Genomic DNA, 26,953 nt, shown 5'->3' with positions numbered 1-26,953 from the left:
AATGAGCGCGCGTCACGAAGGCTCCCGTGGATACTCCCGGCAGTATCCTTAGCGTCATTTCCTACAGACATCAGATGATTCCTAATCCCCCATCCGCTCGGCGCTTACGTCGAAATGATGCTCCACCGCGTCTGGCTCGCTTGTTTCGCACAACAGGCAGGGATGGGTGCATACGCAACGAGATTGGCGGGAGCCATTTCAGGACGGGAACCAGGCACGAACCTTCACCACGCCAGCTATCGCCTGAGTAGCGGTGGCCAGGCCGGAAAAAGAAAACCCCGCAGCGAGGCGGGGTTTTTGCAGAGCGACAAGTCAGTCCTTGCGCTGCGGCGACAGCAGTTCGATCTTGTAGCCATCCGGGTCCTCGACGAAGGCAAGGATGCTGGTGCCGTGCTTCATCGGGCCCGGCTCGCGGGTGATCTTGCCGCCACGGGAGCGGATGTCCTCGCAGGCCTTGTAGACGTCGGCCACTTCCAGGGCAATGTGGCCGTAACCGGTGCCCAGCTCGTACTGGTCCACGCCCCAGTTGTAGGTCAGCTCGATGACGCTGTTGTCGTCCTCGTTGCCGTAGCCCACGAATGCCAGGGTGAACTGGCCGTCCGGATAATCCTTGCGACGCAGCAGGGTCATGCCCAGGACTTCGGTGTAGAAGGCGATGGATTTGTCCATGTCGCCGACGCGCAGCATGGTGTGCAGCAGTCTCATCGATTCTTTCCTCATCAGGTGCCCGGTCAGCGGGCTTATAAACACAAACCCCGGCTCGTGGCCGGGGTTTGCTTGTCACGGGAGACGCAAGCTTATCAGAACAGCTTGCGGCCCTTGTTCGCGGCGATACGCATGCGCAGCGCGTTGAGCTTGATGAAACCAGCGGCATCGGCCTGGTTGTAGGCGCCGCCGTCTTCCTCGAAGGTCGCGATGTTGGCATCGAACAGCGAGTCGTCGGACTTGCGGCCGACCACGATGACGTTGCCCTTGTACAGTTTCAGGCGCACGACGCCATTCACGTGCTCCTGGGAGGCATCGATCATCTGCTGGAGCATCTCGCGCTCCGGGCTCCACCAGTAGCCGGTGTAGATCAGCTTGGCGTAGCGCGGCATCAGCTCGTCCTTCAGGTGAGCGACTTCGCGGTCCAGGGTGATCGACTCGATGGCGCGGTGAGCCTTGAGCATGATGGTGCCGCCGGGGGTCTCGTAGCAGCCGCGGGACTTCATGCCGACGTAACGGTTCTCGACGATGTCCAGACGGCCGATACCATTGGCGCCGCCGATGCGGTTCAGCTCGGTCAGCACCTCGGCGGGGGTCATGTCCTTACCGTCGATGGCGACGATGTCGCCCTTGCGGTAGGTCAGCTCGATGTAAGTCGCTACGTCAGGGGCCTTCTCCGGGGAGACGGTCCACTTCCACATGTCCTCTTCGTGCTCGGTCCAGGTGTCTTCCAGCACGCCACCTTCATAGGAGATGTGCAGCAGGTTGGCATCCATGGAGTAGGGCGATTTCTTCTTGCCGTGGCGCTCGATCGGGATGTTGTGGGCTTCGGCGTAATCCATCAGCTTCTCGCGGGACAGCAGGTCCCACTCGCGCCAGGGAGCAATCACCTTCACGCCCGGCTTGAGTGCGTAGGCGCCCAGCTCGAAACGCACCTGGTCATTGCCCTTGCCGGTAGCACCGTGGGAAATGGCGTCAGCGCCGGTGGCGTTGGCGATCTCGATCAGGCGCTTGGCGATCAGCGGACGGGCGATGGAAGTACCCAGCAGGTACTCGCCTTCGTAGACGGTGTTGGCACGGAACATTGGATAGACGAAGTCGCGGACGAACTCTTCTCGCAGGTCCTCGATGAAGACCTCTTTCACGCCCATCTGCTTGGCCTTGGCGCGGGCCGGCTCGACCTCCTCGCCCTGACCCAGGTCGGCGGTGAAGGTCACCACTTCACAGTTATAGGTATCCTGCAGCCACTTCAGAATTACGGAGGTGTCCAGGCCACCGGAATACGCCAGGACTACCTTCTTCACGTCCGCCATGCCACTCAACTCCACGGGGGTTGTCACGAAAGGGGTCGATTCTACTGTCCGCTCGGAATAATTTACAGAGGGGCGACAGCTTTTGACGACAAAGCGACAAATACTATCGTCGGTGCGACCCGACGCCGCGGCTTAGCCCTTGGGCGCCGAGGGCGGCGTGGCAGGCGGCTGGGCAGCATTGACAGCAGGCGCGACCGGGGCGCCCTGCGCAGGTGCGCCAGCGGCAGCAGCCGGCGCGGTGGGAGCCCCTGCGGCGGGGGCTGGCGGGGCTTCGGCGGGCGCCTGCTCGACCACTGCCTCGCGGGACAGGTTCACCGTCACCCGGCGGTTCTTTGCGCGATTGGCAGCGGAATTGTTCTTCACCAGCGGGTAGCGCTCGCCATAGAAGCGCACGGTAATCTGCGATTCCGGCACCCCATTCGCCTTGAGGTACTCCATGACGGCAATGGCACGACGACGCGAGGCCTCGCGGTTGGCCAGGCGGTTGCCGCTGTTGTCGGAGTGGCCATCGAGCTCGATGCGGTTCACCGTCGGATCAGCCTTCATGTATTGCAGGATGATGTCCAGCTTGGCACGCCCCAGCGGATCGACCTCGGTACCGCCATCCGGGAAACCGACCTGGCTCTGACGCACCTGATCGAAGTTGACCGGGAGCATCTTCGTCGAACAGTCCTGGAACTTCGTATAGCCATCGGCGAAACGCGTCGGCAGCAAGCGCACCAGCAGATTCTCGCCGGTACGGGTGCGATGGCGCACTTCCGGCGTACGGCCTTCCAGCAGCCCGCCAAGCAAGCGCCCGGCCTGTTGCTGGGTGCTGTTGAACGGCACCTCGCCGGAACCCACGGCCACCGAGCCCAGGTTCAGGTCGCCCTGCCCCGGTCGCCACGGTGGCGCGGCCGCCAGCAGGGTTGCCGATCCGGTGCCCAGCCAGCCCTGCTGGGACTTGAGGCGGAAAGTGGGCTGCTCGCCAGCACGCCAGACGAACTCACCCAGGCCGAAACCGGCCACGTTCTGCGACAGCCGGCACTCGAACTGATCGCCTGCCACCGTCCATTGCGCGCTTTCCAGGCGCGTCTGGAAGGTCAGCCCCCAGGCCGGGAGGCTGGCGCAGAGAGCGAGCAGGAGAAGAGAAGGCTGGCGCACGATGGCTTCCATACAGATAAAGAGGCGTCCCAGATTCTATCGGTCAGCCTCGGCGAAACTTGATAGCGAGTGCCGGCGGCGGCCTTTTCCGGTAGCATTTCCCCCTCTTCCCGCTGCAACCGCACCCCTGGAATCCGCATGTCCGACCGCCTGACACTCCTGCGCCCCGACGACTGGCACATCCACCTGCGCGACGGCGCCGCACTCGCGCAAACCGTCGGCGACGCCGCCCGCACCTTCGGCCGCGCCATCATCATGCCGAACCTGGTCCCGCCGGTACGCAACGCCGCCGAAGCCGACGCCTACCGCCAGCGCATCCTGGCGGCCCGTCCGGCCGGCAGCCGCTTCGAGCCGCTGATGGTGCTGTACCTCACCGACCGCACCAGCGTCGAGGAAGTCCGCACCGCCAAGGCCTCCGGTTTCGTGCACGCCGCCAAGCTGTACCCGGCTGGCGCCACCACCAACTCCGACTCCGGCGTCACCAGCGTCGACAACATCTTCCACGTGCTCGAAGCCATGGCCGAGGTCGGCCTGCCGCTGCTGGTGCATGGCGAGGTCACCCGCGCCGAGGTCGACGTGTTCGACCGCGAGAAGCGCTTCATCGACGAGCACCTGACCCGGGTGGTCGAGCGTTTCCCGACGCTCAAGGTGGTCTTCGAGCACATCACCACTGGCGATGCCGCCGCCTTCGTCAAGGCCGCCCCGGCCAATGTCGGCGCGACCATCACCGCGCACCACCTGCTGTATAACCGCAACCACATGCTGGTTGGCGGCATTCGCCCGCACTTCTATTGCCTGCCGATCCTCAAGCGCAACACCCACCAGGAAGCCCTGCTGGATGCGGCCACCAGCGGCAGTCCGAAGTTCTTCCTCGGCACCGACTCGGCGCCCCACGCGCGCCACGCCAAGGAAGCCGCCTGCGGTTGCGCCGGCTGCTACACCGCCTACGCCGCCATCGAGCTGTACGCCGAAGCCTTCGAACAGCGCAACGCGCTGGACAAGCTGGAGGCCTTTGCCAGCTTCCACGGCCCGGACTTCTATGGCCTGCCACGCAACAGCGACCGCATCACCCTGGTTCGTGAGGAGTGGGAAGCCCCGGCGGCCCTGCCGTTCGGTGACTTCGACGTCGTCCCCCTGCGTGCTGGCGAGAAACTGCGCTGGCGCCTGCTGGAGGCCGTGGCATGAGTGACGAGAACGAAATCTTCGAAGAGGAGCTCGACGGCTCCTTCCCGCCCGGCCCGCGCCACCCGATGGCGCGCCGCTTCCGCGGCTACCTGCCGGTCGTGGTGGACGTCGAGACCGGCGGCTTCAATGCCGGCACCGACGCCCTGCTGGAGATCGCCGCCGTTACCATCGGCATGGACGAGAGCGGCTACCTGTTCCCCGAGCACACCTACTTCTTCCGTGTGGAGCCCTTCGAAGGCGCCAACATCGAGCAGGCGGCGCTGGAGTTCACCGGCATCAAGCTGGACCACCCGCTGCGCATGGCCGTGCCGGAAGAGCAGGCGCTGACCGAAATCTTCCGTGGCGTGCGCAAGTCGCTGAAGTCCAACGGCTGCAAACGGGCGATCCTGGTCGGCCACAACAGCAGCTTCGACCTGGGCTTTCTCAATGCCGCCGTCAACCGCAGCGGCGTGAAGCGCAACCCGTTCCACCCGTTCTCCAGCTTCGACACCGCCACCCTCGCCGGTCTCGCCTACGGCCAGACCGTCCTGGCCAAGGCCTGCCAGACCGCCGGCATCGAGTTCGACAACCGCGAGGCGCACTCGGCGCGTTACGACACCGAGAAGACTGCCGAACTGTTCTGCGGCATCGTCAACCGCTGGAAGGAATTCGGCGGCTGGATGGAAGACGATCACTGATCGCACCTTTCTGAATGAAAAAGCCCCGCAATCGCGGGGCTTTTTCATGTTTCAGCAGCCTTACAGCTTGCCGGCATTCTCGGCCAGGTAGGCAGCAACGCCCTCAGGCGAGGCGGTCATGCCCTTGTCGCCCTTCTTCCAGTTGGCCGGGCAGACTTCGCCGTGCTCCTCGGTGAACTGCAGGGCGTCGACCAGTCGCAGCAGCTCGTCCATGTTGCGGCCCAGCGGCAGGTCGTTGACGATCTGCGAACGCACCACACCGCTCTGGTCGATCAGGAAGGCGCCACGGAACGCCACGCCCCCTTCGGACTCGACGTCATAGGCCTTCGCGATCTCGTGGGTGATGTCGGCAGCCAGGGTGTACTTGACCGGACCGATGCCGCCCTTGTCCACCGGAGTGTTGCGCCAGGCGTTGTGGGTGAAGTGGGAGTCAATGGAGACACCGATCACTTCGACGTTGCGCGCCTGGAAGTCCGGAATGCGGTGATCCAGGGCGATCAACTCGGAGGGGCAGACGAAGGTGAAGTCCAGCGGGTAGAAGAACACCAGGCCGTACTTGCCCTTGATGGCTTCGGACAGCACGAAGCTGTCGACGATCTCGCCGGTGCCCAGCACGGCGGCCACGTTGAAATCGGGAGCTTTCTTACCTACGAGTACGCTCATTCCTTGTCTCCTGTCATGGTGAGGCGCTTGAGAGCGAAAAACCGCGACCCGGTCGAAACTGCCGGGCTTGAGGGGCTGCCGCTCCAGTGGGTCCGCCATCATACACCCGGCGCTTCACGCCTTCACCCACGCGACCCCGCCGCCAATCTTCCGGGCCCGACAACCATTTATCGGGATGCCGGGAGAAGACTCCGGCAAATTTTGACAATCATTCTCATTATTATTAGTATCGCTTCCAACAACCCCACAGCGACTGTAGTGCAACCATGTACGTCTGCCTCTGCAACGGTGTTACCGATACCCAGATCCGCGACGCGATCTACGACGGCGCCTGCAACTATCGCCAAGTGCGTGAATGCACCGGCGTCGGTACCCAGTGTGGCAAATGCGCCTGCCTCGCCAAGCAGGTGGTTCGCGAAACCCTCGGCGAGCTGCAGAGCGTCCAGGCAATGAACTACAACCTGGCCTACGCGGCGGGTTGAAAAAAAAGACCGCTGATCAATTCAGCTGAAATTCCAAAGAAACCGGGCCCTGGCCCGGTTTTTTTATGCCCGCAATTCAGTGGTTTAGCGCCAAATTGCGGAATGAAAACATTCGCATTCATATTCCTTTTTATAACAAATTCAAGGACTTATGTTTGACAGATGGTTATAAGGACGCGAGAATTTCAATCTCTCCCACTCCACACGGCAGGACCCCGGCATGAAAGGCGACAAGAAAGTCATCCAGCATCTGAACAAGATCCTCGGCAACGAGCTGATCGCCATCAACCAGTACTTCCTGCACTCGCGCATGTGGAACGACTGGGGCCTGAAGCGCCTCGGCGCGCACGAGTATCACGAGTCCATCGATGAGATGAAGCACGCCGACAAGCTCATCGAACGCATCCTGTTCCTCGAAGGCCTGCCCAACCTGCAGGATCTGGGCAAGCTGCTGATCGGCGAGAACACTCAGGAAATGCTGCAGTGCGACCTGAACCTGGAACTCAAGGCCTGCAAGGACCTGCGCGACGCCATCGTGCATTGCGAGAGCGTGCATGACTACGTCAGCCGCGACCTGCTCAAGGACATCCTCGAGTCCGAGGAAGAGCACATCGACTATCTGGAAACCCAGTTGGGCCTGATCCAGAAGGTCGGCTTGGAGAACTACCTGCAGTCGCACATGCACGAAGACGACTGATCAGGAAAAAGGCACCGGCGCTGTTGTGGACGCCGGTGCCCTCCCCTCCTAGGCGTTCGCCTTCGGCGGACGGCGTACCAGTGACGCCTTGAGCACCAGCCCGGCGCACAGCACCACCACCACCAGCAGCGACAGACGCAAGCCCACGTGCTCGGCGAGGAAGCCGATCAGCGGCGGCCCCAGCAGCAAGCCCCCATAGCCGAACGACGCCACCGCCGCCACGCCGCGCGAAGGCTCGACGCCCGGCCGGTTGCCCGCCGCGCCGATCAGGATCGGCACCACCACCGACAGTCCCGCGCCCACCAGGGCGAAGCCGGCAATCGCACCGGCAACCCACGGGCTGAACAGCGCCAGCAGCATGCCCGCAATCGCCAGCAGCGCCAGGTTGCGCACCAGCGCCTCGTCGGCGAAGCGCACCCGCAGTCGGTCACCGAACAGACGGCCCAGCACCATGGTCGCGGAGAATGCTGCAAAGCCGAGTGCCGCCAGACGTTCGGACGCGCCCAATACCTGGTGCAGCAGCAAGGCACCCCAGTCGGCGACCGCCCCTTCGGATACGAACGCGCAGAGCGTCAGCAGCCCAAGACCGATCAGCGCCGGTGGCGGCAGGCGCCAGCCACGTTGGGCTGGCGCCTCCTCCTCCATGGGTTCCGGACGCCCCTCGAACAGATGGCGGGCGAACAACGGCAGGATCGCCACGGCGACCAGTGCCAGCAGGCTGAAGTGCCAGACCGGCGCCAGGTCGGCAAAGGCTGCCGCACCGATGGCACCGACCAGACCACCCAGGCTGTACATGCCGTGGAGGCTGGAGATGCATGGGCGACCAAGGCGCCGCTCGACTTCCACCGCCTGCGTGTTCATCGCCACGTCCATGGTCGCGAAGGTCAGGCCGACGGCGAGGAAGCCCGTCGCCAGGACCCAGACGTCCTGCGCCAGCCCCAGCAACGGAAAGGTCGCCATCAGCGCCAGCCCCGAAACCACGGTGATTGCCCGACTGCCGTAACGCCGCACCAGCGCACCGGCGAAGGCGAACGCCAGCAGCGCGCCGAAGCCCGCGCCCAGCAGCGCCTGGCCCAGTTGCTGCTCGTCCACCCCAGTCATGCTCTTGAGGGCGGGCACCCGCCCCATCACGCTGCCATGAACCATCCCGCCCATGGCAAAACAGTATCCGCACGCCCAGCGCGCGGCGTTGGCCCGCGTCTGTTCAGTCATGTTTATTTCTTCCCAAAAACAAAGCCCCGCCGAAGCGGGGCTTTGTGCGAAGCACGAAAGACTCAGGCGTCGGCCTTGCCAACGGCAGCCTTGATCAACGGCTGCAGCTCACCCTTCTCGAACATTTCGGCCAGGATGTCGCTACCGCCGACCAGCTCGCCGCCGACCCACAGCTGCGGGAAGGTCGGCCAGTTGGCGTACTTGGGCAGATTGGCGCGGATTTCCGGGTTCTGCAGGATGTCGACATAGGCGAATTTTTCGCCACAAGCCATCAGGACCTGGGCGGCGCGGGACGAGAAGCCGCACTGGGGAGCGTTCGGCGAACCCTTCATGTACAGCAGTACAGGGTTGTTGGCGATCTGCTCTTTGATGGTATCGATGATATCCATGAACTTCCTCGGCTGAACTATCAGATACTGATCCGGCAGCTGCCTCCTCGGATAGCGCTGGCCGGCACGGTATCGCGCATTGTACTGCAAAGCCGAGCGCTACGCTCGGCTTTGCAGGTGCCGCGCGACAGCCTGTCAGGCCGCCTCGACTTCCACTGGCACGCCGTTGAGCGCGGTATTGCCGGAAAGCGCATCCAGATGACGCTCATCGGTCAGATCGTTGGCGCTGGCGCCGCCCTGCTCCCGCGCAATCGACAGTTGCACGCCCGGTCGTCCGTGGCCCCAACCGTGGGGCAGGCTGACCACCCCGGCCATGACGTCGTCGCTGGCAGCCACCTCGATCTCGATGCTGCCGACCCGCGAGCGCACCCGTACCTTCTGCCCGTCCACCAGGCCGCGCGAGGCCAGGTCCTGCGGGTGCATCAGCAACTGATGGCGCGGTTTGCCCTTCACCAGGCGGTGATAGTTGTGCATCCAGGAGTTGTTGCTGCGTACGTGGCGCCGACCGATCAGTAGCAGTTGATCAACAGCCGGCGACTGGGTGTCTGCGAAGCGGCGCAGATCATTGAGGAAGATGCCAGGCGCCGCCTCGATGCAACGACTGGCCGTTTTCAGGCGCGGCGCCAGGTTCGGTTGCAGCGGCCCCAGATCCAGCCCGTGCGGATGTTCGCGCAGCCGTGCCAGGTTCAGCTTGTGCTCGCTGGCATCGCCATAGGGGCCGAAACGCAGGCCCATCTCGATCATCTGCTCCGGCGCCATCGTCGGCTTGAGCTCGGCACCCAGACGCGTGGCGTAGGCCTTGGCCAGACCGACGAAGATTTCCCAGTCGTGCAGCGCACCGTCGGGCTTGCGCAGGATCGCCTCGTTGAAGCGCGTGACATTGCGCACTGCGAAGACGTTGAAGGTGGTGTCGTAGTGATCATGCTCCAGCGGCGCGGTGGGCGGCAGGATCAGGTCGGCGTAGCGAGTCGTCTCGTTGATGTACAGGTCGACGCTGAGCATGAACTCCAGGCCGTCCAGCGCCTGTTCCAGGCGACGGCCATTGGGAGTGGACAGCACCGGGTTGCCGGCCACCGTCACCAGCGCACGCACCTGCCCTTCCCCTTCGGTGAGCATCTCCTCGGCCAGCGCCGCCACCGGTAGTTCGCCGCCGTATTCCGGCAGGCCGGACACGCGGCTCTGCCAGCGATTGAAGGCGCCGCCGGCAGTGGTCGCCACCAGGTCGACCGCTGGCGTGGTGCACAGCGCGCCGCCGACACGGTCGAGGTTGCCGGTGACCAGGTTGATCAGTTGCACCAGCCATTGGCACAGGCTGCCGAAAACCTGGGTGGAAACGCCCATGCGCCCGTAGCAGACGGCCATGTCTGCGGCGGCGAATGCTCGCGCCAACTGGCGGATGTCGTCGACCGGCACGCCGCAGCGCCTGGCCATGGCGTCGACCTTGAACGGCGCCAGCGCTTCGCGCACCGTTTCCAGGCCATTCACCGGCAGGGAAGTCTCGCGGGTCAGCCCTTCGCTGAACAGTGTGTCGAGGATGCCCAGCAGCAACGCCGCGTCCTCGCCAGGGCGGACGAACAGGTGCTGGTCGGCGATCGCCGCCGTCTCGGTACGGCGCGGGTCGACCACCACCAGCTTGCCGCCGCGGGCCTTGATGGCTTTCAGACGTTTTTCCACATCCGGCACGGTCATGATGCTGCCGTTGGAGGCCAGCGGGTTGCCGCCCAGGATCAGCATGAAGTCGGTGTGGTCGATGTCGGGGATCGGGATCAGCAGGCCGTGGCCGAACATCTGCTGGCTGACCAGGTGGTGAGGCAGCTGGTCCACCGAGGTCGCCGAATAGCGGTTGCGGGTCTTCAGCTGGCCAAGGAAGTAATTGCTGTGGGTCATCAACCCGTAGTTGTGCACGCTGGGGTTGCCCTGATACACCGCCACCGCGTTGCTGCCATGACGCTCGCGGATCTCCGCCAGCCGCGTGGCGACCAGTTCGAAGGCTTCGTCCCAGCTGATCGGCTGCCACTCGTTGCCAACGCGGCGCACCGGCTGGCGCAACCGATCCGGATCGTTCTGGATGTCCTGCAGGGCCACTGCCTTGGGGCAGATGTGGCCGCGGCTGAAGCTGTCCTGGGCATCGCCCTTGATCGAGAGGATGCGCTCGTCCTCGGTCTCGATGGTCAGGCCACAGATGGCCTCGCACAGGTGGCACGCACGGTGGTGGAGGGTCTTGCTCATGGCTCGCCTCGTTATTGTTGTCGCCGGCACCTCATGGGACCGGTCGCGGGGTCGAAAGCACTATGAATCCGGGCCGCGAGGAGCACCACCAGCTTCCGTCGGGTGAATCGTGCGGCATCAGGAACGACCATGGAGAAGCCCCGCTCGACGGGCCCTCCGGGCGAAACTTGCGTAGATCCGTCATTTCCTTATAGGATCGCGCCTTCCCCCATTTTCCGCTCCATGCGGTCCCGCCGCAGGTTCAGCCCGTTTTTTCTCACGAAAGCCGGTCGGTACCTCGGCCTGATTCTGAGAATAAGTAGTAGGTACGAACCATGAGCGCACGTCACTTCCTCTCGATGCTGGATTACACGACCGAAGAACTGCTCGGTCTGATCCGCCGCGCCACCGAGCTGAAGGACCTGCGAAACCGAGGCGTGCTCTACGAACCCCTGAAGAACCGAGTGCTGGGCATGATCTTCGAGAAGGCCTCGACCCGCACACGGATCTCCTTCGAGGCCGGCATGATCCAGCTCGGCGGCCAGGCCATCTTTCTCTCCCCGCGCGACACCCAGCTGGGTCGCGGCGAGCCGATCGCCGATGCTGCACGGGTGATGTCGCGGATGGTCGATGCCGTGATGATTCGCACCTTCGCCCACAGCAACCTGATCGAATTCGCCGAGAACTCCCGCGTGCCGGTGATCAACGGCCTGTCGGACGACCTGCACCCCTGCCAGTTGCTGGCGGACATGCAGACCTTCCACGAACACCGTGGCAGCATCGCCGGCAAGACCGTGGCCTGGATCGGTGACGGCAACAACATGTGCAACAGCTACATCGAGGCGGCGATCCGCTTCGACTTCCAGCTGAATGTGGCCTGCCCGGAAGGCTATGAGCCGAACGCCGCCCTGCTGGAGCTGGCCGGCGAACGCGTGAAGATCTTCCGCGATCCGCGCGACGCAGTCGCCGGCGCGCACCTGGTGAGCACCGACGTCTGGGCCTCCATGGGCCAGGAAGACGAAGCGGCCGCGCGCCTGCGCCTGTTCCAGCCATATCAGGTAACAGGTGCGCTGCTCGACGGCGCGGCGGCGGAGGTACTATTCATGCACTGCCTGCCGGCCCACCGCGGCGAAGAGATCAGCGAAGACCTGCTGGACGACGCGCGCTCCGTGGCCTGGGACCAGGCGGAAAACCGTCTCCACGCCCAGAAGGCGCTGCTCGAACTGCTGGTCGAGCACGCCCACTACGCCTGAATCCGTTCCGAGTCCGATGACCCAACCGCTGCTGCTCACCCTCGACGATCTTTCCTGTGGCTATGAACAGCAGCGTGTGGTGCAAGGCGTCAGCCTGCACCTGAACGCCGGCGACATTGGCTGCCTGCTCGGCCCCTCGGGCTGTGGCAAGACCACCACCCTGCGCGCCATCGCCGGTTTCGAGCCAGTACAGGGCGGCCGCATCGAACTGGCCGGCGAGGTGATTTCCCGCCCCGGCTTCACCCTGTCGCCGGAGAAGCGCCGGATTGGCATGGTGTTTCAGGACTACGCGCTGTTCCCGCACCTGTCGGTGGCGGACAACATCGCCTTCGGCATCCGCAAGCACCCCGAGCGCGAGCGCATCGTCGGTGAACTGCTGGAACTGGTGAAGCTCGACGGCCTCGGCCAGCGCTTCCCCCACGAACTCTCCGGCGGCCAGCAACAACGCGTGGCCCTCGCCCGCGCGCTGGCGCCGCAGCCGCAACTGCTGTTGCTCGACGAACCCTTCTCCAACCTCGACGTGGAACTGCGCCGCCAGCTCAGCCATGAGGTGCGCGATATCCTCAAGGCGCGCGGCACCAGTGCGATCCTGGTCACCCACGATCAGGAAGAAGCCTTCGCCGTCAGCGACCACGTCGGCGTGTTCCGCCACGGCGTGCTGGAGCAGTGGGACACCCCGTTCAACCTCTACCACGAGCCGCAGACACCCTTCGTCGCCAGCTTCGTCGGCCAGGGCTATTTCATTCGCGGACAGATGTGCGGCAACGATGCGGTGCAGACCGAACTGGGCCTGCTGCGCGGCAACCGTGCCTACCGCCTGCCGGATGGCAGCGCGGTGGATGTGCTGCTGCGCCCGGACGACCTGGTGCCGGCCGCCGATGGTGCACTGAAGGCACGGATTGTCGGCAAGTCGTTCCTCGGCGCGGCGACGCTGTATCGCCTGCAACTGCCCACCGGAACCCAGCTGGAATCACTCTTCCCCAGCCACGCCGACCATCAGCCCGGCGACGAAGTGGCCATCGGCGTCGCCGCCGAGCACCTGGTGCTGTTTCCGGCCCAGGGCAGCGTGGCGCTCTAGGCGAGCGCCTTCTCCAACTCCGGCAGCAATTCGAACAGGTCGCCCTGCAGACCGTAGTCGGCGATCTCGAAGATCGGCGCATCCGGGTCCAGGTTGATCGCGGCAATGACCTTCGCGTCCTTCATACCTGCCACATGCTGCACGGCGCCGGAGATGCCCACCGCCAGGTAAAGCTCCGGCGCGACGATACGTCCGGACTGGCCGATCTGCAGTTCCGCCGGCGCGAAGCCCGCATCAACTGCCGCCAGAGAAGCACCCACGGCGCCATGCAGGCGATCCGCCAGGGGATAGAGCGCCGCGAAGCCTTCCTCGGTCTGCAGGCCACGCCCGCCGGCGACAATTACCTTCGCCGACTCCAGCGCCGGACGTTCGAAATCCGGGCGTTCCTCGCCCAGCCAGGACGCAAGCGCGAGGTCGCCGGCCCCGCTGCGTCTTTCAAGCTCGGCATTGCCGCCTTTCGAGGAAACCGGGTCGAAGGCCGTTGGCCGAATCCCCAGCACTTTCAACGGTCCTTCGCAGCGCACCGTGGCGATGGCGTTACCGGCATAGATCGGACGCTGGATGGTCTCGCCGTCGATCACCGCGATGACATCCGATACCGCATCGACGTCCAGCAGCGCAGCAATACGCGGCAGGCAATCGCGGCCCATCGCGGTGGCGGGCGCGAGAACATGGCTGTAGCGGGACGCCAGTTGCACAACCAGCGCGGAGAGATTTTCCGCCAGCAGATGGTCGTAGACAGGATCGTCAACCAACACGACACGGGCGACACACTCGATGTGGCGCGCCTGCTCGGCCAACAGGGCCAGGCCGCTGCCGGCCAGCAGCAGATGCACCTCGCCGCCCACCTGACGGGCGGCAGTCAGCGCGTTCAGGGTCGCGGGAGCTAGGACGGCGGAGCCGTCGTTGCGTTGATAGTCAGCGATGAGCAGAAGGGTCACGGGCCTGCCTCCCAAGCGGCGAACCGCGCCAGGAGCGCGCGGTTTTCAGTGAAGGCCAGACTACCCCGGAGAGGCGAAATCCCCCCGGCCACAGATCAACCAACCAGCAGATGGCCGCTGGCTACCAGCCGTGCATGCCCGGCGATGCTGACGCGGTCGCCTTCCAGGCGGCACCACAGCTCACCGCCGCGCTCGGAGCACTGAAAGGCGCGCATCTGCAGCTTGTTCAGGCGACCTGACCAGTAAGGGATCAGGCTGCAGTGGGCGGCGCCGGTCACCGGGTCCTCGTTGAGGCCGATGGCCGGGGCGAAGAAGCGCGAGACGAAGTCGTAGTGATCGCTGCGTGCGGTGACGATCACGCCCAGGTAGGGCAAACGCGCCAGGGCGGCGAAGTCCGGCTTGCAGTCGCGCACGGCCTGCTCGGACTCCAGCAGCGCCAGCAGGTGCGAGGCGTTGCTCAGGGCGTCCACCAGCTCCACGCCCAATGCGCTGGCAAGTTCGACGGTGGCGCCGATCGCGCTCGGCGGCTGAGCCGGGAAATTCAGCGCCAGCCGGCCTTCCTCGCGGGTCACGCTCAGCCGGCCAGACAGCGAATTAAGCTCCAGCAGCTCGCCCGGCTCCTCGAACAAATTGAACAGCACATGGGCGCTGGCCAGGGTGGCGTGGCCGCACAGCGGTACCTCGGCGGTCGGGGTGAACCAGCGGATGCGCCAGCCCTCGGGCTCCTTCACCAGGAAGGCGGTCTCCGACAGGTTGTGCTCGGCGGCGATCTTCTGCATCAGCGCGTCGCTCAGCCAGGCGTCGAGGCGATAAACCATGGCAGGGTTGCCGGCGAAGGGACGGTCGGTGAAGGCATCCACCTGATGGAAGTCGAGCAGCATGGCGATCTCCTTGTAAGTAATGACCGAGCATGACAGAAGCCGACGGACGGCGAACCGTACAGTAAGGACCACACAGTCCCGGGGATCGACCGCTCAGGGACGGCCGATGGGCGCAAACGTCGCGGAAGTCAGGCCGGCCAGGGTCTCGGCGCTCAGTTCCACTTCCAGGCCGCGCCGGCCGGCGCTGACGTGAATGGTCGGAAAGCCTTGGGCGGTTTCGTCGATGAAGGTGCGCAGGCGCTTCTTCTGCCCCAGTGGGCTGATGCCGCCCACCAGGTAGCCAGTGGCGCGCTGCGCGGCGTTGGGATCGGCCATGTCGGCCTTCTTCACGCCGGCCGCGTGGGCCAGCGCCTTGAGATCCAGGGTGCCCACCACCGGCACCACCGCCACCAGCAGTTCGCCCTTCTCGCTGGCCGCCAGCAACGTCTTGAATACCCGCGCCGGATCGAGGTTGAGCTTCTCGGCGGCCTCCAGGCCATAGGATGGCGCCTTGGGATCGTGCTCGTAGCTCAACACATGGTGTTCGGCGCGGTTCTTCTTCAGCAGGTCGATGGCGGGGGTCATGATCGGCGGGCGTCTCGCAGGCGGTTTTCCAGCGCATAACAGTAAGCCAAGGTGTGGCGCACTGCACGGTGTTCGCTTCACCGACGCGGATGAATCCCGTATGTTCACCGCCAATCCCCACCCGGACCTGCCGCCGGGGTTGCCGAACGGAATCCGCACAAGGCCGCCGCCATGACGAACCTTACGAACAAGAAGTACGTCGTCGCCCTCGACCAGGGCACGACCAGCTCGCGCGCCATCATCTTCGACCACGATGCCAACGTGGTCAGCACCGCCCAGCGCGAGTTCGCGCAGATCTACCCGCAGCCGGGCTGGGTCGAGCATGACCCGATGGAAATCTGGGCGACCCAGAGCTCGACCCTGGTGGAAGCACTCGCCCAGGCCAACATCAGCGTCGCCGACGTAGCGGCCATCGGCATCACCAACCAGCGCGAAACCACCCTGGTGTGGGACAAGGCCAGCGGCCGGCCGATCCACAACGCCATCGTCTGGCAATGCCGACGCAGCGCGGCGATCTGCGAGCAGCTCAAACGCGACGGCCTGGAGCAGCACATCCGCGACACCACCGGGCTGGTCATCGACCCCTACTTCTCCGGCACCAAGCTCAAGTGGATCCTCGACAACGTCGAAGGCGCCCGCGAACGTGCGCAGCGCGGCGAGCTGCTGTTCGGTACGGTCGACAGCTGGCTGATCTGGAAGCTCACCGAAGGCGAGGTGCATGTCACCGACTACACCAACGCCTCGCGCACCCTGATGTTCGATATCCACACGCGTGACTGGGACGAGCGCCTGCTCGCCGCGCTGGATGTACCGCGCGCGATGCTGCCGCAGGTTCGCCCGTCCTCCGAGGTGTACGGCCACGCCAAGGTCGGCGGCCTCGGCGTACACCGCACGCCGATTGCCGGGATCGCCGGCGACCAGCAGGCGGCGCTGTTCGGCCAGATGTGCGTGGAACCGGGCCAGGCGAAGAATACCTACGGCACCGGCTGCTTCCTGCTGATGAATACCGGTGCCAAGGCGGTGAAGTCCACCCACGGCCTGCTCACCACCATCGCCTGCGGCCCGCGCGGCGACGTGGCCTATGCGCTGGAAGGCGCGGTGTTCAACGGCGGCTCCACCGTGCAGTGGCTGCGCGACGAGCTGAAGGTGATCAACGACGCCCACGATTCCGAGTACTTCGCTACCAAGGTCAAGGACAGCAACGGCGTCTACCTGGTCCCCGCCTTCACCGGCCTCGGCGCGCCCTACTGGGACCCGTACGCCCGCGGCGCGCTGTTCGGCCTGACCCGCGGGGTGAAGGCCGACCACCTGATCCGCGCCACGCTGGAATCCATCGCCTACCAGACCCGCGACGTACTCGACGCCATGCAGCAGGACGCCGGCGAGCCGCTGCGCGCCCTGCGCGTGGACGGCGGCGCGGTGGCCAACAACTTCCTCATGCAATTCCAGGCCGACATCCTCGGCACCCCGGTGGAACGCCCGCAGATGCGCGAGACGACCGCCCTCGGCGCCGCCGTGCTGGCGGGCCTCGCCTGCGGCTTCTGGGGCAGCCTGGCCGAACTGAAGAACAAGGCGGTCATCGAGCGGGTGTTCCAGCCGGCCTGCGACGAGGGCGAACGCACGCGCCTCTATGCGGGATGGCAGAAAGCCGTGGAGCGCACGCGCGGCTGGGCGGCCGAAGACTGATACCGCTCCTGCCGGGACTGCCGCGCATGACAGCAAGGCCCCCGCTGCGGCATCCTTGCCTTCCCGGCCCGTCCGCACGAGCACCGCGCATGAACCTGCCACCCCGACAGCAAAGCATCCTCGACCTGGTCCGCGAGCGCGGCTACCTGAGCATCGAGGAACTCGCCCAGCAGTTCGCCGTGACCCCGCAGACCATTCGCCGCGACATCAACCAGCTCGCCGAACAGAACCTGCTCCGCCGCTACCACGGCGGCGCGGCCTGGGACTCGAGCATCGAGAACACCGCCTACAACACCCGCGCCGACCAGATGCGCGACGAGAAACAGCGCATCGCCGATGCCATCGCCGCGCACATCCCGGACAACGCCTCGCTGTTCATCAACATCGGCACCACCACCGAGGCCATCGCCCGCGCCCTGCTCGGCCACCGGAACCTCAAGGTCATCACCAACAACCTGCATGTCGCCAGCATCCTCGCGGGCAAGGATGACTTCGAAGTGCTGATCGCCGGCGGCACCGTACGCGGCGATGGTGGCGTGGTAGGGCAGGCGGCGGTGGACTTCATCGAGCAGTTCCGCGTCGACTTCGCCGTCGTCGGCATCAGCGGCATCGACGAGGACGGCAGCCTGCTGGACTTCGACTACCAGGAAGTCCGCGTCTCCCGAGCGATCATCGACAATGCCCGGCAGGTGTTCCTCGCCGCCGACTCCAGCAAGTTCGGACGCAACGCCGTGGTCCGCCTGGGGCCGATCTCCCTGGTCAGCCGGGTATTCACCGACTGCCCGCCGCCCGCCGCCGTGGCGCGCCTGATGCAACAGCACAAGGTCCAGCTCGACCTGGTCTGAGCCCGCTCGAACCCTTCATTTCCGAACATTCAGACGAATGTCCGCGCGAATTCGCGCCCAGGGGTGGTCATATTTCGTTCACTGAACTAGGATATTTTCGAAAACGAACATCAAAAGATTCACTTTCAATACCCAAGGCGGCCCCATGAACCCAACCAGCAAGCGCAATGCGCCCCTGGCCGAAGTCTATGACCTGGCCGTCGTCGGTGGCGGCATCAATGGTGCGGGGATCGCGGCGGACGCCGCCGGGCGCGGGCTGTCGGTGTTCCTTTGCGAACAGCATGATCTCGCTGCCCATACCTCCTCCGCCAGCAGCAAGCTGATCCATGGCGGCCTGCGCTACCTCGAGCATTACGAATTCCGCCTGGTCCGCGAAGCCCTGGCCGAGCGTGAAGTGCTGCTGGCCAAGGCCCCGCACATCGTCCACCCGCTGCGTTTCGTGCTGCCGCACCGCCCGCACCTGCGGCCCGCCTGGATGATCCGTGCCGGGCTGTTCCTCTACGACCACCTGGGCAAGCGCGAGAAGCTGCCGGCCTCGCGCGGCGTGCGCTTCACCCCGGATAGCCCGCTGAAGGCCGAGATCACCCGCGGCTTCGAATACTCCGACTGCTCGGTGGACGACGCCCGCCTGGTGGTGCTCAACGCCATGGCCGCCCGCGAGAACGGCGCCCATGTGCATCCGCGCACCCGCTGCGTCAGTGCCCGGCGCAGCAAGGGCCTGTGGCACCTGCACCTGGAGCGCCGAGACGGCAGCCTGTACTCGGTGCGCGCACGCGCGCTGGTCAATGCCGCCGGTCCCTGGGTCGACCGTTTCCTGCGCGACGAACTGCGCCAGAAGCCGCCCTACGGCATCCGCCTGATCCAGGGCAGCCACCTGATCGTGCCGCGCCTGTACGAAGGCGAGCACGCCTACATCCTGCAGAACGAGGACCGGCGCATCGTCTTCGCCATTCCCTACCTGCGCCAGTTCACCCTGATCGGCACCACCGACCGCGAGTATCACGGCGACCCCACATCGATCAGCATCAGCGAAGAAGAGACAGACTACCTGCTCGACGTGGCCAACGCCCACTTCAAGCGCCAGCTGGGCCGCCAGGACATCCTGCGCAGCTTCTCCGGCGTGCGCCCGCTGTGCGACGACGAGTCCGACGATCCGTCGGCCGTCACCCGTGACTACACCCTGGCGCTGGACAACACGCCTGGCGAAGCGCCGCTGCTGTCGGTCTTCGGCGGCAAGCTGACTACGTACCGCAAGCTCGCCGAGGCCGCATTGGAGCAGCTGGCGCCGCACTTCGCTGGCGTGATGAAAGCGAGCTGGACCGCCAGTGCCCCGCTGCCCGGCGGCGAAGCCATGACCACCGTGGAAGACCTGGCCATCCAGCTCATGGAGCGTCTGCGCCAGCTCGACCCGGCCCTCGCCCGCCGTTGGGCCAGCACCTACGGCAGCCGCATCTGGAAGCTGCTCGACGGCGCGCACAACCTCAGCGAACTGGGCGAACACCTTGGCGCGGGGCTCTATGCACGGGAGGTGGACTACCTGGTCCACGAGGAATGGGCGCGCGACGCCGACGACATCCTCTGGCGCCGCACCAAGCTCGGCCTGTTCCTCAACGCCCGGCAGCGGGAGCGCCTGGAGCAGCTTCTGCGCAGCGAAAGCCCGCTGGAACCGAGTACGCAGGTCGCCTGAACGTCGAATTGGAGTGGGCAGCCAGTCTCGCGGATAATCCACCGACACTCCCCCCGACGCCGACGCCCCGGTGGCGTCGCTGCATAGAGAACGACGTGGACCTGATCCTCAAGGCAATCATCGGCGCCGGCGTGGTACTGATCCTCGCTGCGCTGTCGAAGACGCGCAATTACTACATCGCCGGCCTGGTGCCGCTGTTCCCCACCTTCGCCCTGATCGCCCACTACATCGTCGGCAAGAGCCGTTCGCTGGACGACCTGAAGACCACCATCCTGTTCGGCATGTGGTCGATCATCCCCTACTTCGTCTACCTCGCCGCGCTCTACCTGATGGTGGATCGGATGCGCCTGGAGCTGTCGCTGGCGATGGCCGCGCTGGCCTGGCTGGTGGCCGCGTCGCTATTGGTATTCATCTGGGTGCGACTGCACTGACGCCCGGCAGCTGACGCCTCGGCTCAGAGCTGGGCGACGTGCCCGCCGCTCTGGTGCTCGCGCAGATAGGGCAGCACCGCGCCCAGCAAGGGCTCCTTGAAGTCTTCCTGAAAACGATGCGCCATGCCGGGAATCAGCTTGAGCACCGAACCACGGATGTGCGCCGCCACATGCACACCGTGCATCACCGGCAACAGCGGATCGGCGGTGCCGTGGACCACCAGGGTCGGCACGTTCAGGCGGTTGAGCAGCTCCACGCGGCTCGGCTCGGCGAGGATCGCCAGCATCTGCCGCTGCACGCCTTCGGGGTTGAAGGCGCGGTCGTAGGAGCGCGCCGCCTGCTGCAGCAGTTGCTGGCGGTCGTCGCGCACTTCCGGGCTGCCCAGGGCAGCCAGCAGGTCTGCCTGCTGCTCGATGGCCTGTTCGCGGCTGGCCGCTTCACGCCGGGCGAGCAGGCGCAGCAGTGATTCGCTGGGCGCCGGCAGGCCTTCGGCACCCGAGCTGGTCATCACCAGGGTCAGGCTGATCACACGATCCGGCGCGAGATCAGCCACGTGCTGGGCGATCATCCCGCCCATGCTCGCGCCCAGTACGTGGGCGCGTTCGACATGCAGGGCATCCAGCAGGTGCAGCGCGTCGCCGGCCATGTCGGTCAGGCTGTAGGGCGCGCTCACGGGCAGGCCCAGGCGATAGCGAATCACTTCGTAGGTCAGATTGCCGCTGGGCGTCGGAATCCGCCAGGACGACAGGCCGACATCGCGATTGTCGTAGCGGATCACTCGGAAGCCCTGCTGGCAGAGCGCCTCGACCACTTCGTCCGGCCAATGGATCAGTTGGCCGCCCAGGCCCATGACCAGCAGCAGCGTCGGATCCTGTGGGCGGCCGATGCTCTGGTAGGCCAGGCGCACATCGCCCAGGTCGACCATTTCGGTCGGCACCCGCGCGTCGCAACGATCAGCGGCAACGGCCCGATCGGCAACAGAGAGAGAGGACAGGCCGCAGAAAAGTACGGCTGCCAGCAGAAAAGCACGCATGAATGAAAATCCGGAACGCAAAACCCCAGTTGAGCGCGATTCTGATGAATTTCCGTCGCTCGCTCTGCCACAGGTCCGTGACAGTTTGATGAAAGGCGCTGAGCGGTCACCGACGGCCCGTCCCCTGATCCGGATCAAAGGAGGTGGCCCCCCGCACTGGCGAAGATAGGTAACCCCCGCTCGGACGTTTCGCCATGGCCTACCCCATCCTGCTGGTGCTGCACCTGTTCGCCGCGATCCTGTTCGTCGGTACGGTGTTCTTCGAAGTGCTGATCCTGGAAAGCGTCCACCGCCACGTGCCGGCGCGAGCGATGAGAGTGGTCGAAGGCGCGCTGGGGCGCCGGCTGCGCCGGGTGATGCCGTGGGTGATCCTGACCTTGTTCGGCAGCGGCCTGGGCATGCTGCACCTGCGCTACGCACCGCTGCTGGCCGATCCGCTGGCATCGCCCTTCGCCACCCTGCTCAGCCTGAAGCTGCTGCTGGCCGCCAGCGTATTAGGTCATTTCATCTTCGCCCTGTACTCCTTCCGCATGGGACGCATGAGCGGCCAGCGCTCACGGCGCATTCACTACAGCGTATTCGCCCATGTGGTGCTGATCGTCCTGCTGGCCAAGGGCATGTTCTATCTCAACTGGTGACGGCGTGCTGGTGAAGCGCCAGCAGGCGGCTTATCATGAGGCCAGCTCATTTGATCGACCGTTTCATCAAGATTTCCTCATACTGAGGCGAGGCTGCGCCATGCTTGAACTCCGTCACCTGAAAACCCTGCATGCCCTGCGCGAAGCCGACAGCCTGGTGGAGGCCGCCGAGCGCCTGCACCTGACGCAGTCCGCCCTGTCCCACCAGTTCAAAGAGCTGGAAGAACGCCTCGGCCTGTCCCTGTTCATCCGCAAGACCAAACCGGTGCGCTTCACCAGCGCCGGCCTGCGCCTGCTGCAACTGGCCGACTCCGTGCTGCCGCAACTGCGCGGTGCCGAGCGCGACCTGGCGCGCCTGGCCGGCGGCACCGCCGGGCGCCTGCACATGGCCATCGAATGCCATAGCTGCTTCCAGTGGCTGATGCCGACCATCGACCAGTTCCGCGACGCCTGGCCGGAAGTGGAGCTGGACCTGGCCTCCGGCTTCTCCTTCGCCCCGCTGCCTGCGCTGGCTCGCGGCGACCTGGACCTGGTGGTGACGTCCGACCCGGTGGACATCGCCGGCATCACCTACGTACCGCTGTTCACCTACGAGGCGCTGCTGGCGGTGGACAACCACCACGCGCTGGCCGGCAAGTCCTACATCGTTCCGGAAGACCTGGCGAACCTGACGCTGATCACCTACCCCATCGAGCGGGATCGCCTGGATATCTTCACCCGCTTTCTCGAGCCCGCCGACGTGGAACCCGAACAGGTACGCACCTCGGAGCTGACGGTGATGATGATGCAGCTGGTGGCCTCTGGACGCGGCGTCTGCAGCCTGCCCAACTGGGCGCTGCACGAATACAGCTCGCGGGGCTACGTGACCGCCAAGCGCCTCGGAGAGAAAGGCCTGTACTGCACCCTGTTCGCGGCCATCCGCGCCGACATGCTGGACGCGCCGTTCATGCGCGATTTCCTGCTGACGGCGAAGGACACCTCGTTCGCCACCCTGGAAGGCGTGAGCGCGGCGAAGAACTGAAGCCGACAGCACCTCCCCGCCGTGCCCCGGGCATGAAAAAGGCCTTTCCACATGGAAAGGCCCTGGAGGAGAGGAACCAGGAAGCAGCTCGCGCTTCCCGGCGTTTCCTCATCGTGCTGCCTATCCCTGCGCAGCAGTCAGCCCGGTTTGCTCTCCGCCGCCTTGGCGTGCGCTTCCGCCCACTGCACGTCGCGCTCCCACACCCGCTTGAAAGCCGGGCGCGAGGTCACCAGCTCCACGTAGCGCTCGAACACCGGTAGCTTGGGGACTACACCAAAACCGATGGTCCAGCGCAGGGCGGCGCCCCACAGCACGTCGGCGGCGGTCATGCGGCTGCCCAGCAGGTAAGGCCCGGTTTCCAACTGGTCGGCAATGGCGCGCATCACGCTGTCGTAATCGCCGTAGGGGCTCATGGCCTGCGGAGCGGCATCGCGCTTCAAGGCACGGTCGACAATGGCTGGCTCGAAGCTTGACCCATAGAACACCAGCCAGCGCAGGTAGGGGCCACGCAGCGGATCGTCAAGGGCGGGAGCGAGGTTCGCTCGGGGAAAGAGGTCGGCGAGATAGATGAAGATGGCGCCCTGCTCGGTGACCAGCGATTCGCCGATACGGACCGCCGGGACCTTGCCCAGTGGGTTGAGCGCCAGGTAGGCCGGCTTGCGCTGCTCGCCGGCCTTCATGTTGATCAGTTCGAGGTCGTACTCGGCGCCCAGTTCTTCCAGCAGCACCAGGGTGCCGCTGGAACGTGTCTGGGGCGAATGGTAGAGGGTGAGGCGGGGCATGGCGGGATCTCCTCGGGCATCACGGCTCGGAGTCCCCAGCATAGCCCCGCACGGGGCTCACGCCTCCTCGAAATGCATCTCCGGCGGCTGCTGGCGGAAGCCGCCGGTGATCACCGCGAGGTAGATCACGCCGAGCACCAGCCAGGTGGCGCCAAGCCAGATGGCCAGGTGGTCGAGGCTGACCATCAGCCATAGGTCGGCGAGCAGGCCGATCAGCGGGAACAGCAGGAACAGCACCAGTTCGCGCAAGCCGCGACGCTCGGCGTTCAGGTAGTAGTGGAAGATCACCGACAGATTCACCAGGCTGAAGGCCAGGAAAGCGCCGAAGTTGATGAACGAGGTGGAGGTGGTGACGTCCATGTGCAGCGCCAGCAGGGCCACCACGCCGCACAGCACGATGCTGTTCACCGGGGTCTCGAAGCGCTTGCTGATGCGCCCGAAGAACGGGCGTGGCAGCACGCCGTCGCGGCCCATGGCGAACAGCAGGCGCGAGGCGCTGGCCTGGGCCGACAGGCCGGAGGTGAACTGGCCGACGATCAGGCCGATCAGGAAGAAGCTGACGAACAGGTCGCCACCGATGTTGCGGGCAATTTCGTAGGCGGCTGAATCGGCGTTCTGGAACTCCACCGACGGGTGCGCCAGCTGTACGAAGTAGCTGGCGGCGATGAAGATGCCGCCGCCAATCAGAGTGATCAGCAGGATGGCGCGCGGAATGGTCTTGCGGGGCTCATGGGTTTCTTCCGTCAGGGTGCTGACCGCGTCGAAGCCCAGGAACGAATAGCAGGCGATGGCCGCGCCGCCCATGATCAGTGGCAGCTGGGTGCCTTCCCTGAGGAAGGGCTCCAGGGTCCACAGCGGACGGCTGCCATCCCCCATGATGTAGTGGATGGCCAGGCCGACGAAGGCGATCAGCACGAGGAACTGCACCACCATCAGCACGCCGTTGATGTTCTTCGCCAGGCGCAGGCCGACCACGTTGATCGCGGTGGTCACGCCGATGAACGCCAGCACCCACAGGGCCTGGGGCACGGCCGGAAAGGCGGAGTGCAGGTAGGCCGCGCCGATCAGCCAGATGGCCATGGGCAGGAACAGGTAGTCCAGCAGCACCGCCCAGCCGGCGAGGAAGCCCAGCTTCGGGCTGATCGACTTGCGCACGTAGGTGTAGGCCGAGCCGGCCACCGGAAACGCAGCAGCCATGCGCCCGTAGCTGAGGGCGGTGAAGAGCATGGCCACGGAGGCGACGAGGTAGGCCGAGGGCACTACGCCGCGGGTGACGTCGGCGAGGATACCGAAGGTGCCAAGGACGATGATCGGGGTCATGTAGGCGATGCCGAACAGCACCACCGAACCCAGCGACAGGGTTCGTTTCAATCGAGCCATTACTGCTTACTCCGCGTTGTGTTTGTTATGGCAGTGCAAAGTTGCTGGCCTGCGCTCACCCGCAGGCCCCGCGGGCGCTCGGGTCGCCCGTCGAGTGTGGAATAGCGCTGTGTCGGCGCGGCCCTGCGCCCCGGTCCCGTCTGCTCTGAAAAACAGCCGGGGCCGGATGGGAAACTCAGGCGGGAATGATCAGCTCGTGCAGGCCATCCGCGTGCTCGCGCATCTCGCCGGGCAGCACGAAGCGACGCTCGGCCAGGTAGCTGTAGTCGCGACGCGATTGCGCCAGGCGCTCGACGTCCAGCTCGACGATCTGCCGGCACTCTTCGCGGCCGGCTTCGACGATCAGTTGACCGTAGGGGTCGACCACGGCGCTGCCGCCGGCGAACACTAGGCCGTCGTCACCCTCACCAACGCGGTTGACCATCACGGCGTAGGCCTGGTTTTCCATGGCGCGGCCCATGATGGCGGTACGATGGGTCGGTCCGTAGGGGTCCATGTTGCCGTTGGTCACGATGATCAGCTCGGCGCCAAGCTGGCCCAGGGCACGGGCGGACTCGGGGAACTCGATGTCGAAGCAGATCACGATGCCGACGCGGATGCCGTTCCACAGGCAGGTGGCGTAGCGGTCGCCGGGGGTGAAGATGCCGCGGTCCGACGCCCACAGGTGCGTCTTGCGGTACTTCATGGCGATGCCTTCGGGGGTGATCAGCAGCGTGGTGTTGTAGAAGCGGCCATCGTCAGAGGCTTCGGCGAAACCCACGGCGACAGAGATGTTCTTCTCCCGCGCGGCCTGCTGCACGGCCTGCACGCTGGGGCCATCCACCGGCTCGGCGATGGCGGCGATGTTCTGCTCGGTGGGGAAGCCGGTCAGCTGGGTCTCGGGGAACACCACCAGTTGGGTGTCGTCGGCGCAGGCATGGATGGCCTCCAGGGTGCGGGCCAGGTTCCAGGCCACGTCGCCATCACGGCCGGCGAGTTGGACGAGTTCTACTTTCATGGGGCTTCCTCGGGTTCTTGTCTTTGCGGTGACCGTGCGCTGTCGGTCAGAATGCGCACCGCGCCGGCTCAAGGCATCCACCGAGTATGCCGGGCGTGCCATCACGGGGTAATTACGCCCGCGTGGTAACCCATCGGGGGTAGAGTCATGAGCCTTTCCCTTCAGGATATCGCCTGGCACCGCTCGGTCGGGCAACTGATCGAGGCGCTGGACAAGCCGGCCTTCTGGACGTCGCTGGTGCGCCTGCTGGGCCAGTATGTTCCCTTCGACAGCTGGGTCGTGCTGCTTTTCAGCGACGGTCGCCCGCAAGTATTCGCCGAATGCCCGGGCGAGGATGGCGGCCCCGATCCGCTGTTCCAGGACTACCTCAAGGGCCTCTACCTGCTCGACCCCTTCTATATCGCCAGCCGCGAGGCGCCCGACAGCGGGCTGTTCCGCCTGGACGACGTGGCGCCGGAGATGTTCGAGCAGACCGACTACTACCAGCGCTACTTCAGCCTCAACGTGGTCGCTGACGAAGTGCAGATCAACGTGCAGCTCGACGGCGAGCGCACCCTCTGCTGCTCGCTGGGCAGCAGGGGCCGCTTCACCCCGGAGCAGATCGCCCTGCTCGCGTTGGTGCAGCCCTGGGTTGCCGGCCTGATGCGCCAGCGCATGACCTTCGAGCGCGAAGTGCAGGAAGCCCCCCCGCCACCACGCTGGCAGAACCGCCTGGAATCCACCGCCCAGCAGATGGAAACTCCACTCACCGCCCGCGAACTGGAGGTCGGCCGATTGATGCTCAGCGGCTGCTCCAGCAAGGAAATCGCGCGCAAGCTGGCGATTTCCGCCGAAACGGTGAAGGTGCACCGCAAGCACATGTATTCCAAGCTGGGGATCAAGTCGCAGTCGGAACTGTTCTCGCTGTTCCTGCAGGCGCAGGGATAACGGCCCTCGGGTTGATATATCGAGGATGAATCCGCTCCTTCGAGAGCCCATCTGAACTCCCCGCAGGAGCGGACCAGGCCCGCGAACGGCGCCCTCGTGACCAGCCGCCGAGCGGTCGGTGAGCATCGGCGCCG

Annotated in this window: 27 protein-coding genes; 13 read left to right on the top strand and 14 right to left on the bottom strand. The window is 65.3% G+C overall.

Features of this window, described 5'->3' with window-relative positions:
- Positions 1-312 precede the first annotated feature (312 nt).
- The 3 genes from gloA to AC1ZV1_RS07675 all read right to left on the bottom strand — a co-directional run bounded on the left by gloA (position 313) and on the right by AC1ZV1_RS07675 (position 3,161).
- Positions 313-705, bottom strand: a complete 393-nt coding sequence (gene gloA, locus AC1ZV1_RS07685) for a lactoylglutathione lyase (protein WP_045209838.1) — start codon at positions 703-705, stop codon at positions 313-315.
- Positions 706-800: 95 nt separating this feature from the next.
- Positions 801-2,018, bottom strand: coding sequence for an argininosuccinate synthase (locus tag AC1ZV1_RS07680; protein WP_484297523.1), 1,218 nt, complete (start codon positions 2,016-2,018; stop codon positions 801-803).
- A 132-nt stretch (positions 2,019-2,150) separates the two neighbouring features.
- Positions 2,151-3,161 carry a flagellar protein MotY gene (locus AC1ZV1_RS07675; RefSeq protein ID WP_484296179.1) on the bottom strand — a complete coding sequence of 337 codons (1,011 nt, stop codon included), beginning with the start codon at positions 3,159-3,161 and terminating at the stop codon, positions 2,151-2,153.
- A 138-nt stretch (positions 3,162-3,299) separates the two neighbouring features.
- Between AC1ZV1_RS07675 and pyrC the strand changes: the two genes are divergently transcribed.
- Positions 3,300-4,346, top strand: a complete 1,047-nt coding sequence (pyrC, locus tag AC1ZV1_RS07670) for a dihydroorotase (RefSeq protein WP_484296178.1) — start codon at positions 3,300-3,302, stop codon at positions 4,344-4,346.
- Entirely contained in the window at positions 4,343-5,023 is a 681-nt protein-coding gene (gene rnt / locus AC1ZV1_RS07665; RefSeq protein ID WP_015476175.1) for a ribonuclease T, read from the top strand. The genes pyrC and rnt overlap by 4 nt, the downstream gene beginning before the upstream one ends.
- 60 nt (positions 5,024-5,083) lie before the next feature.
- Here the strand turns inward: rnt and AC1ZV1_RS07660 are convergent, their stop codons facing one another.
- Positions 5,084-5,686, bottom strand: a complete 603-nt coding sequence (locus tag AC1ZV1_RS07660) for a peroxiredoxin (RefSeq protein ID WP_484296177.1) — start codon at positions 5,684-5,686, stop codon at positions 5,084-5,086.
- Positions 5,687-5,952: 266 nt separating this feature from the next.
- Here AC1ZV1_RS07660 and AC1ZV1_RS07655 point away from each other — a divergent pair, with 266 nt between their 5' ends.
- Both AC1ZV1_RS07655 and bfrB read left to right on the top strand, forming a co-directional pair.
- Entirely contained in the window at positions 5,953-6,168 is a 216-nt protein-coding gene (locus AC1ZV1_RS07655) for a bacterioferritin-associated ferredoxin (protein ID WP_484296176.1), read from the top strand.
- Positions 6,169-6,388: 220 nt separating this feature from the next.
- Complete coding sequence (bfrB, locus tag AC1ZV1_RS07650) at positions 6,389-6,865, top strand: bacterioferritin BfrB (RefSeq protein ID WP_017521012.1); 477 nt, start codon at positions 6,389-6,391, stop codon at positions 6,863-6,865.
- Positions 6,866-6,913: 48 nt separating this feature from the next.
- On the opposite strand, the gene AC1ZV1_RS07645 is transcribed toward bfrB, so the two are convergent.
- The 3 genes from AC1ZV1_RS07645 to AC1ZV1_RS07635 all read right to left on the bottom strand — a co-directional run bounded on the left by AC1ZV1_RS07645 (position 6,914) and on the right by AC1ZV1_RS07635 (position 10,695).
- Positions 6,914-8,077, bottom strand: a complete 1,164-nt coding sequence (locus tag AC1ZV1_RS07645) for an MFS transporter (RefSeq protein ID WP_484296175.1) — start codon at positions 8,075-8,077, stop codon at positions 6,914-6,916.
- A 62-nt stretch (positions 8,078-8,139) separates the two neighbouring features.
- Complete coding sequence (grxD, locus tag AC1ZV1_RS07640; protein ID WP_205339489.1) at positions 8,140-8,466, bottom strand: Grx4 family monothiol glutaredoxin; 327 nt, start codon at positions 8,464-8,466, stop codon at positions 8,140-8,142.
- A gap of 135 nt (positions 8,467-8,601) precedes the next feature.
- Complete coding sequence (locus tag AC1ZV1_RS07635; RefSeq protein ID WP_484296174.1) at positions 8,602-10,695, bottom strand: molybdopterin oxidoreductase family protein; 2,094 nt, start codon at positions 10,693-10,695, stop codon at positions 8,602-8,604.
- A gap of 314 nt (positions 10,696-11,009) precedes the next feature.
- Between AC1ZV1_RS07635 and argF the strand changes: the two genes are divergently transcribed.
- Together argF and AC1ZV1_RS07625 are read left to right on the top strand one after the other, a co-directional pair.
- A complete protein-coding gene (gene argF, locus AC1ZV1_RS07630) occupies positions 11,010-11,927 on the top strand; it encodes an ornithine carbamoyltransferase (RefSeq protein WP_484296173.1) in 918 nt (305 codons plus the stop codon).
- Positions 11,928-11,943: 16 nt separating this feature from the next.
- Entirely contained in the window at positions 11,944-13,005 is a 1,062-nt protein-coding gene (locus tag AC1ZV1_RS07625) for an ABC transporter ATP-binding protein (RefSeq protein ID WP_484296172.1), read from the top strand.
- On the opposite strand, the gene AC1ZV1_RS07620 is transcribed toward AC1ZV1_RS07625, so the two are convergent.
- From AC1ZV1_RS07620 to ybaK, 3 genes are all read right to left on the bottom strand, one after another.
- Positions 13,002-13,946 (bottom strand): electron transfer flavoprotein subunit alpha/FixB family protein, encoded by a 945-nt coding sequence (locus AC1ZV1_RS07620; protein WP_484296171.1) that lies wholly within the window; start codon positions 13,944-13,946, stop codon positions 13,002-13,004. The genes AC1ZV1_RS07625 and AC1ZV1_RS07620 overlap by 4 nt on opposite strands.
- A gap of 95 nt (positions 13,947-14,041) precedes the next feature.
- Complete coding sequence (locus AC1ZV1_RS07615; protein ID WP_484296170.1) at positions 14,042-14,827, bottom strand: PhzF family phenazine biosynthesis protein; 786 nt, start codon at positions 14,825-14,827, stop codon at positions 14,042-14,044.
- Between the two features lie 93 nt (positions 14,828-14,920).
- Positions 14,921-15,391: a Cys-tRNA(Pro) deacylase gene (gene ybaK, locus AC1ZV1_RS07610; protein ID WP_484296169.1), complete on the bottom strand. Its 471-nt coding sequence runs from the start codon at positions 15,389-15,391 to the stop codon at positions 14,921-14,923.
- A 171-nt stretch (positions 15,392-15,562) separates the two neighbouring features.
- Between ybaK and glpK the strand changes: the two genes are divergently transcribed.
- The 4 genes from glpK to AC1ZV1_RS07590 all read left to right on the top strand — a co-directional run bounded on the left by glpK (position 15,563) and on the right by AC1ZV1_RS07590 (position 20,040).
- The gene (glpK, locus tag AC1ZV1_RS07605) at positions 15,563-17,077 is read left to right on the top strand and encodes a glycerol kinase GlpK (RefSeq protein WP_484296168.1); all 1,515 of its coding nucleotides are present in this window, start codon (positions 15,563-15,565) and stop codon (positions 17,075-17,077) included.
- An 89-nt stretch (positions 17,078-17,166) separates the two neighbouring features.
- Entirely contained in the window at positions 17,167-17,922 is a 756-nt protein-coding gene (locus tag AC1ZV1_RS07600) for a DeoR/GlpR family transcriptional regulator (RefSeq protein ID WP_484296167.1), read from the top strand.
- A gap of 145 nt (positions 17,923-18,067) precedes the next feature.
- Entirely contained in the window at positions 18,068-19,609 is a 1,542-nt protein-coding gene (glpD, locus tag AC1ZV1_RS07595; RefSeq protein WP_484296166.1) for a glycerol-3-phosphate dehydrogenase, read from the top strand.
- A 104-nt stretch (positions 19,610-19,713) separates the two neighbouring features.
- Entirely contained in the window at positions 19,714-20,040 is a 327-nt protein-coding gene (locus AC1ZV1_RS07590) for a GlpM family protein (protein WP_484297522.1), read from the top strand.
- 23 nt (positions 20,041-20,063) lie between these two features.
- Here the strand turns inward: AC1ZV1_RS07590 and AC1ZV1_RS07585 are convergent, their stop codons facing one another.
- On the bottom strand, positions 20,064-21,074 hold the full coding sequence (locus tag AC1ZV1_RS07585; protein ID WP_484296165.1) for an alpha/beta fold hydrolase: 1,011 nt from the start codon (positions 21,072-21,074) through the stop codon (positions 20,064-20,066).
- 194 nt (positions 21,075-21,268) lie between these two features.
- Between AC1ZV1_RS07585 and AC1ZV1_RS07580 the strand changes: the two genes are divergently transcribed.
- Together AC1ZV1_RS07580 and metR are read left to right on the top strand one after the other, a co-directional pair.
- The gene (locus tag AC1ZV1_RS07580) at positions 21,269-21,712 is read left to right on the top strand and encodes a CopD family copper resistance protein (protein ID WP_484296164.1); all 444 of its coding nucleotides are present in this window, start codon (positions 21,269-21,271) and stop codon (positions 21,710-21,712) included.
- A 100-nt stretch (positions 21,713-21,812) separates the two neighbouring features.
- A complete protein-coding gene (gene metR, locus AC1ZV1_RS07575; RefSeq protein WP_484296163.1) occupies positions 21,813-22,733 on the top strand; it encodes a transcriptional regulator MetR in 921 nt (306 codons plus the stop codon).
- A 137-nt stretch (positions 22,734-22,870) separates the two neighbouring features.
- Here the strand turns inward: metR and AC1ZV1_RS07570 are convergent, their stop codons facing one another.
- The 3 genes from AC1ZV1_RS07570 to AC1ZV1_RS07560 form a co-directional block, all read right to left on the bottom strand.
- Positions 22,871-23,515: a glutathione S-transferase family protein gene (locus AC1ZV1_RS07570; RefSeq protein WP_484296162.1), complete on the bottom strand. Its 645-nt coding sequence runs from the start codon at positions 23,513-23,515 to the stop codon at positions 22,871-22,873.
- Between the two features lie 57 nt (positions 23,516-23,572).
- Positions 23,573-24,895: an APC family permease gene (locus AC1ZV1_RS07565; protein WP_484296161.1), complete on the bottom strand. Its 1,323-nt coding sequence runs from the start codon at positions 24,893-24,895 to the stop codon at positions 23,573-23,575.
- Positions 24,896-25,070: 175 nt separating this feature from the next.
- A complete protein-coding gene (locus tag AC1ZV1_RS07560; protein WP_484296160.1) occupies positions 25,071-25,892 on the bottom strand; it encodes a carbon-nitrogen hydrolase family protein in 822 nt (273 codons plus the stop codon).
- A 147-nt stretch (positions 25,893-26,039) separates the two neighbouring features.
- On the opposite strand from AC1ZV1_RS07560, the gene AC1ZV1_RS07555 reads away from it, so the two are divergent.
- The gene (locus tag AC1ZV1_RS07555) at positions 26,040-26,819 is read left to right on the top strand and encodes a helix-turn-helix transcriptional regulator (protein ID WP_484296159.1); all 780 of its coding nucleotides are present in this window, start codon (positions 26,040-26,042) and stop codon (positions 26,817-26,819) included.
- The last annotated feature ends 134 nt before the right edge of the window (positions 26,820-26,953 follow it).

Source organism: Pseudomonas sp. BB438 (genome assembly GCF_057180225.1).
This window is presented reverse-complemented; position numbering and strand designations above follow the sequence as displayed.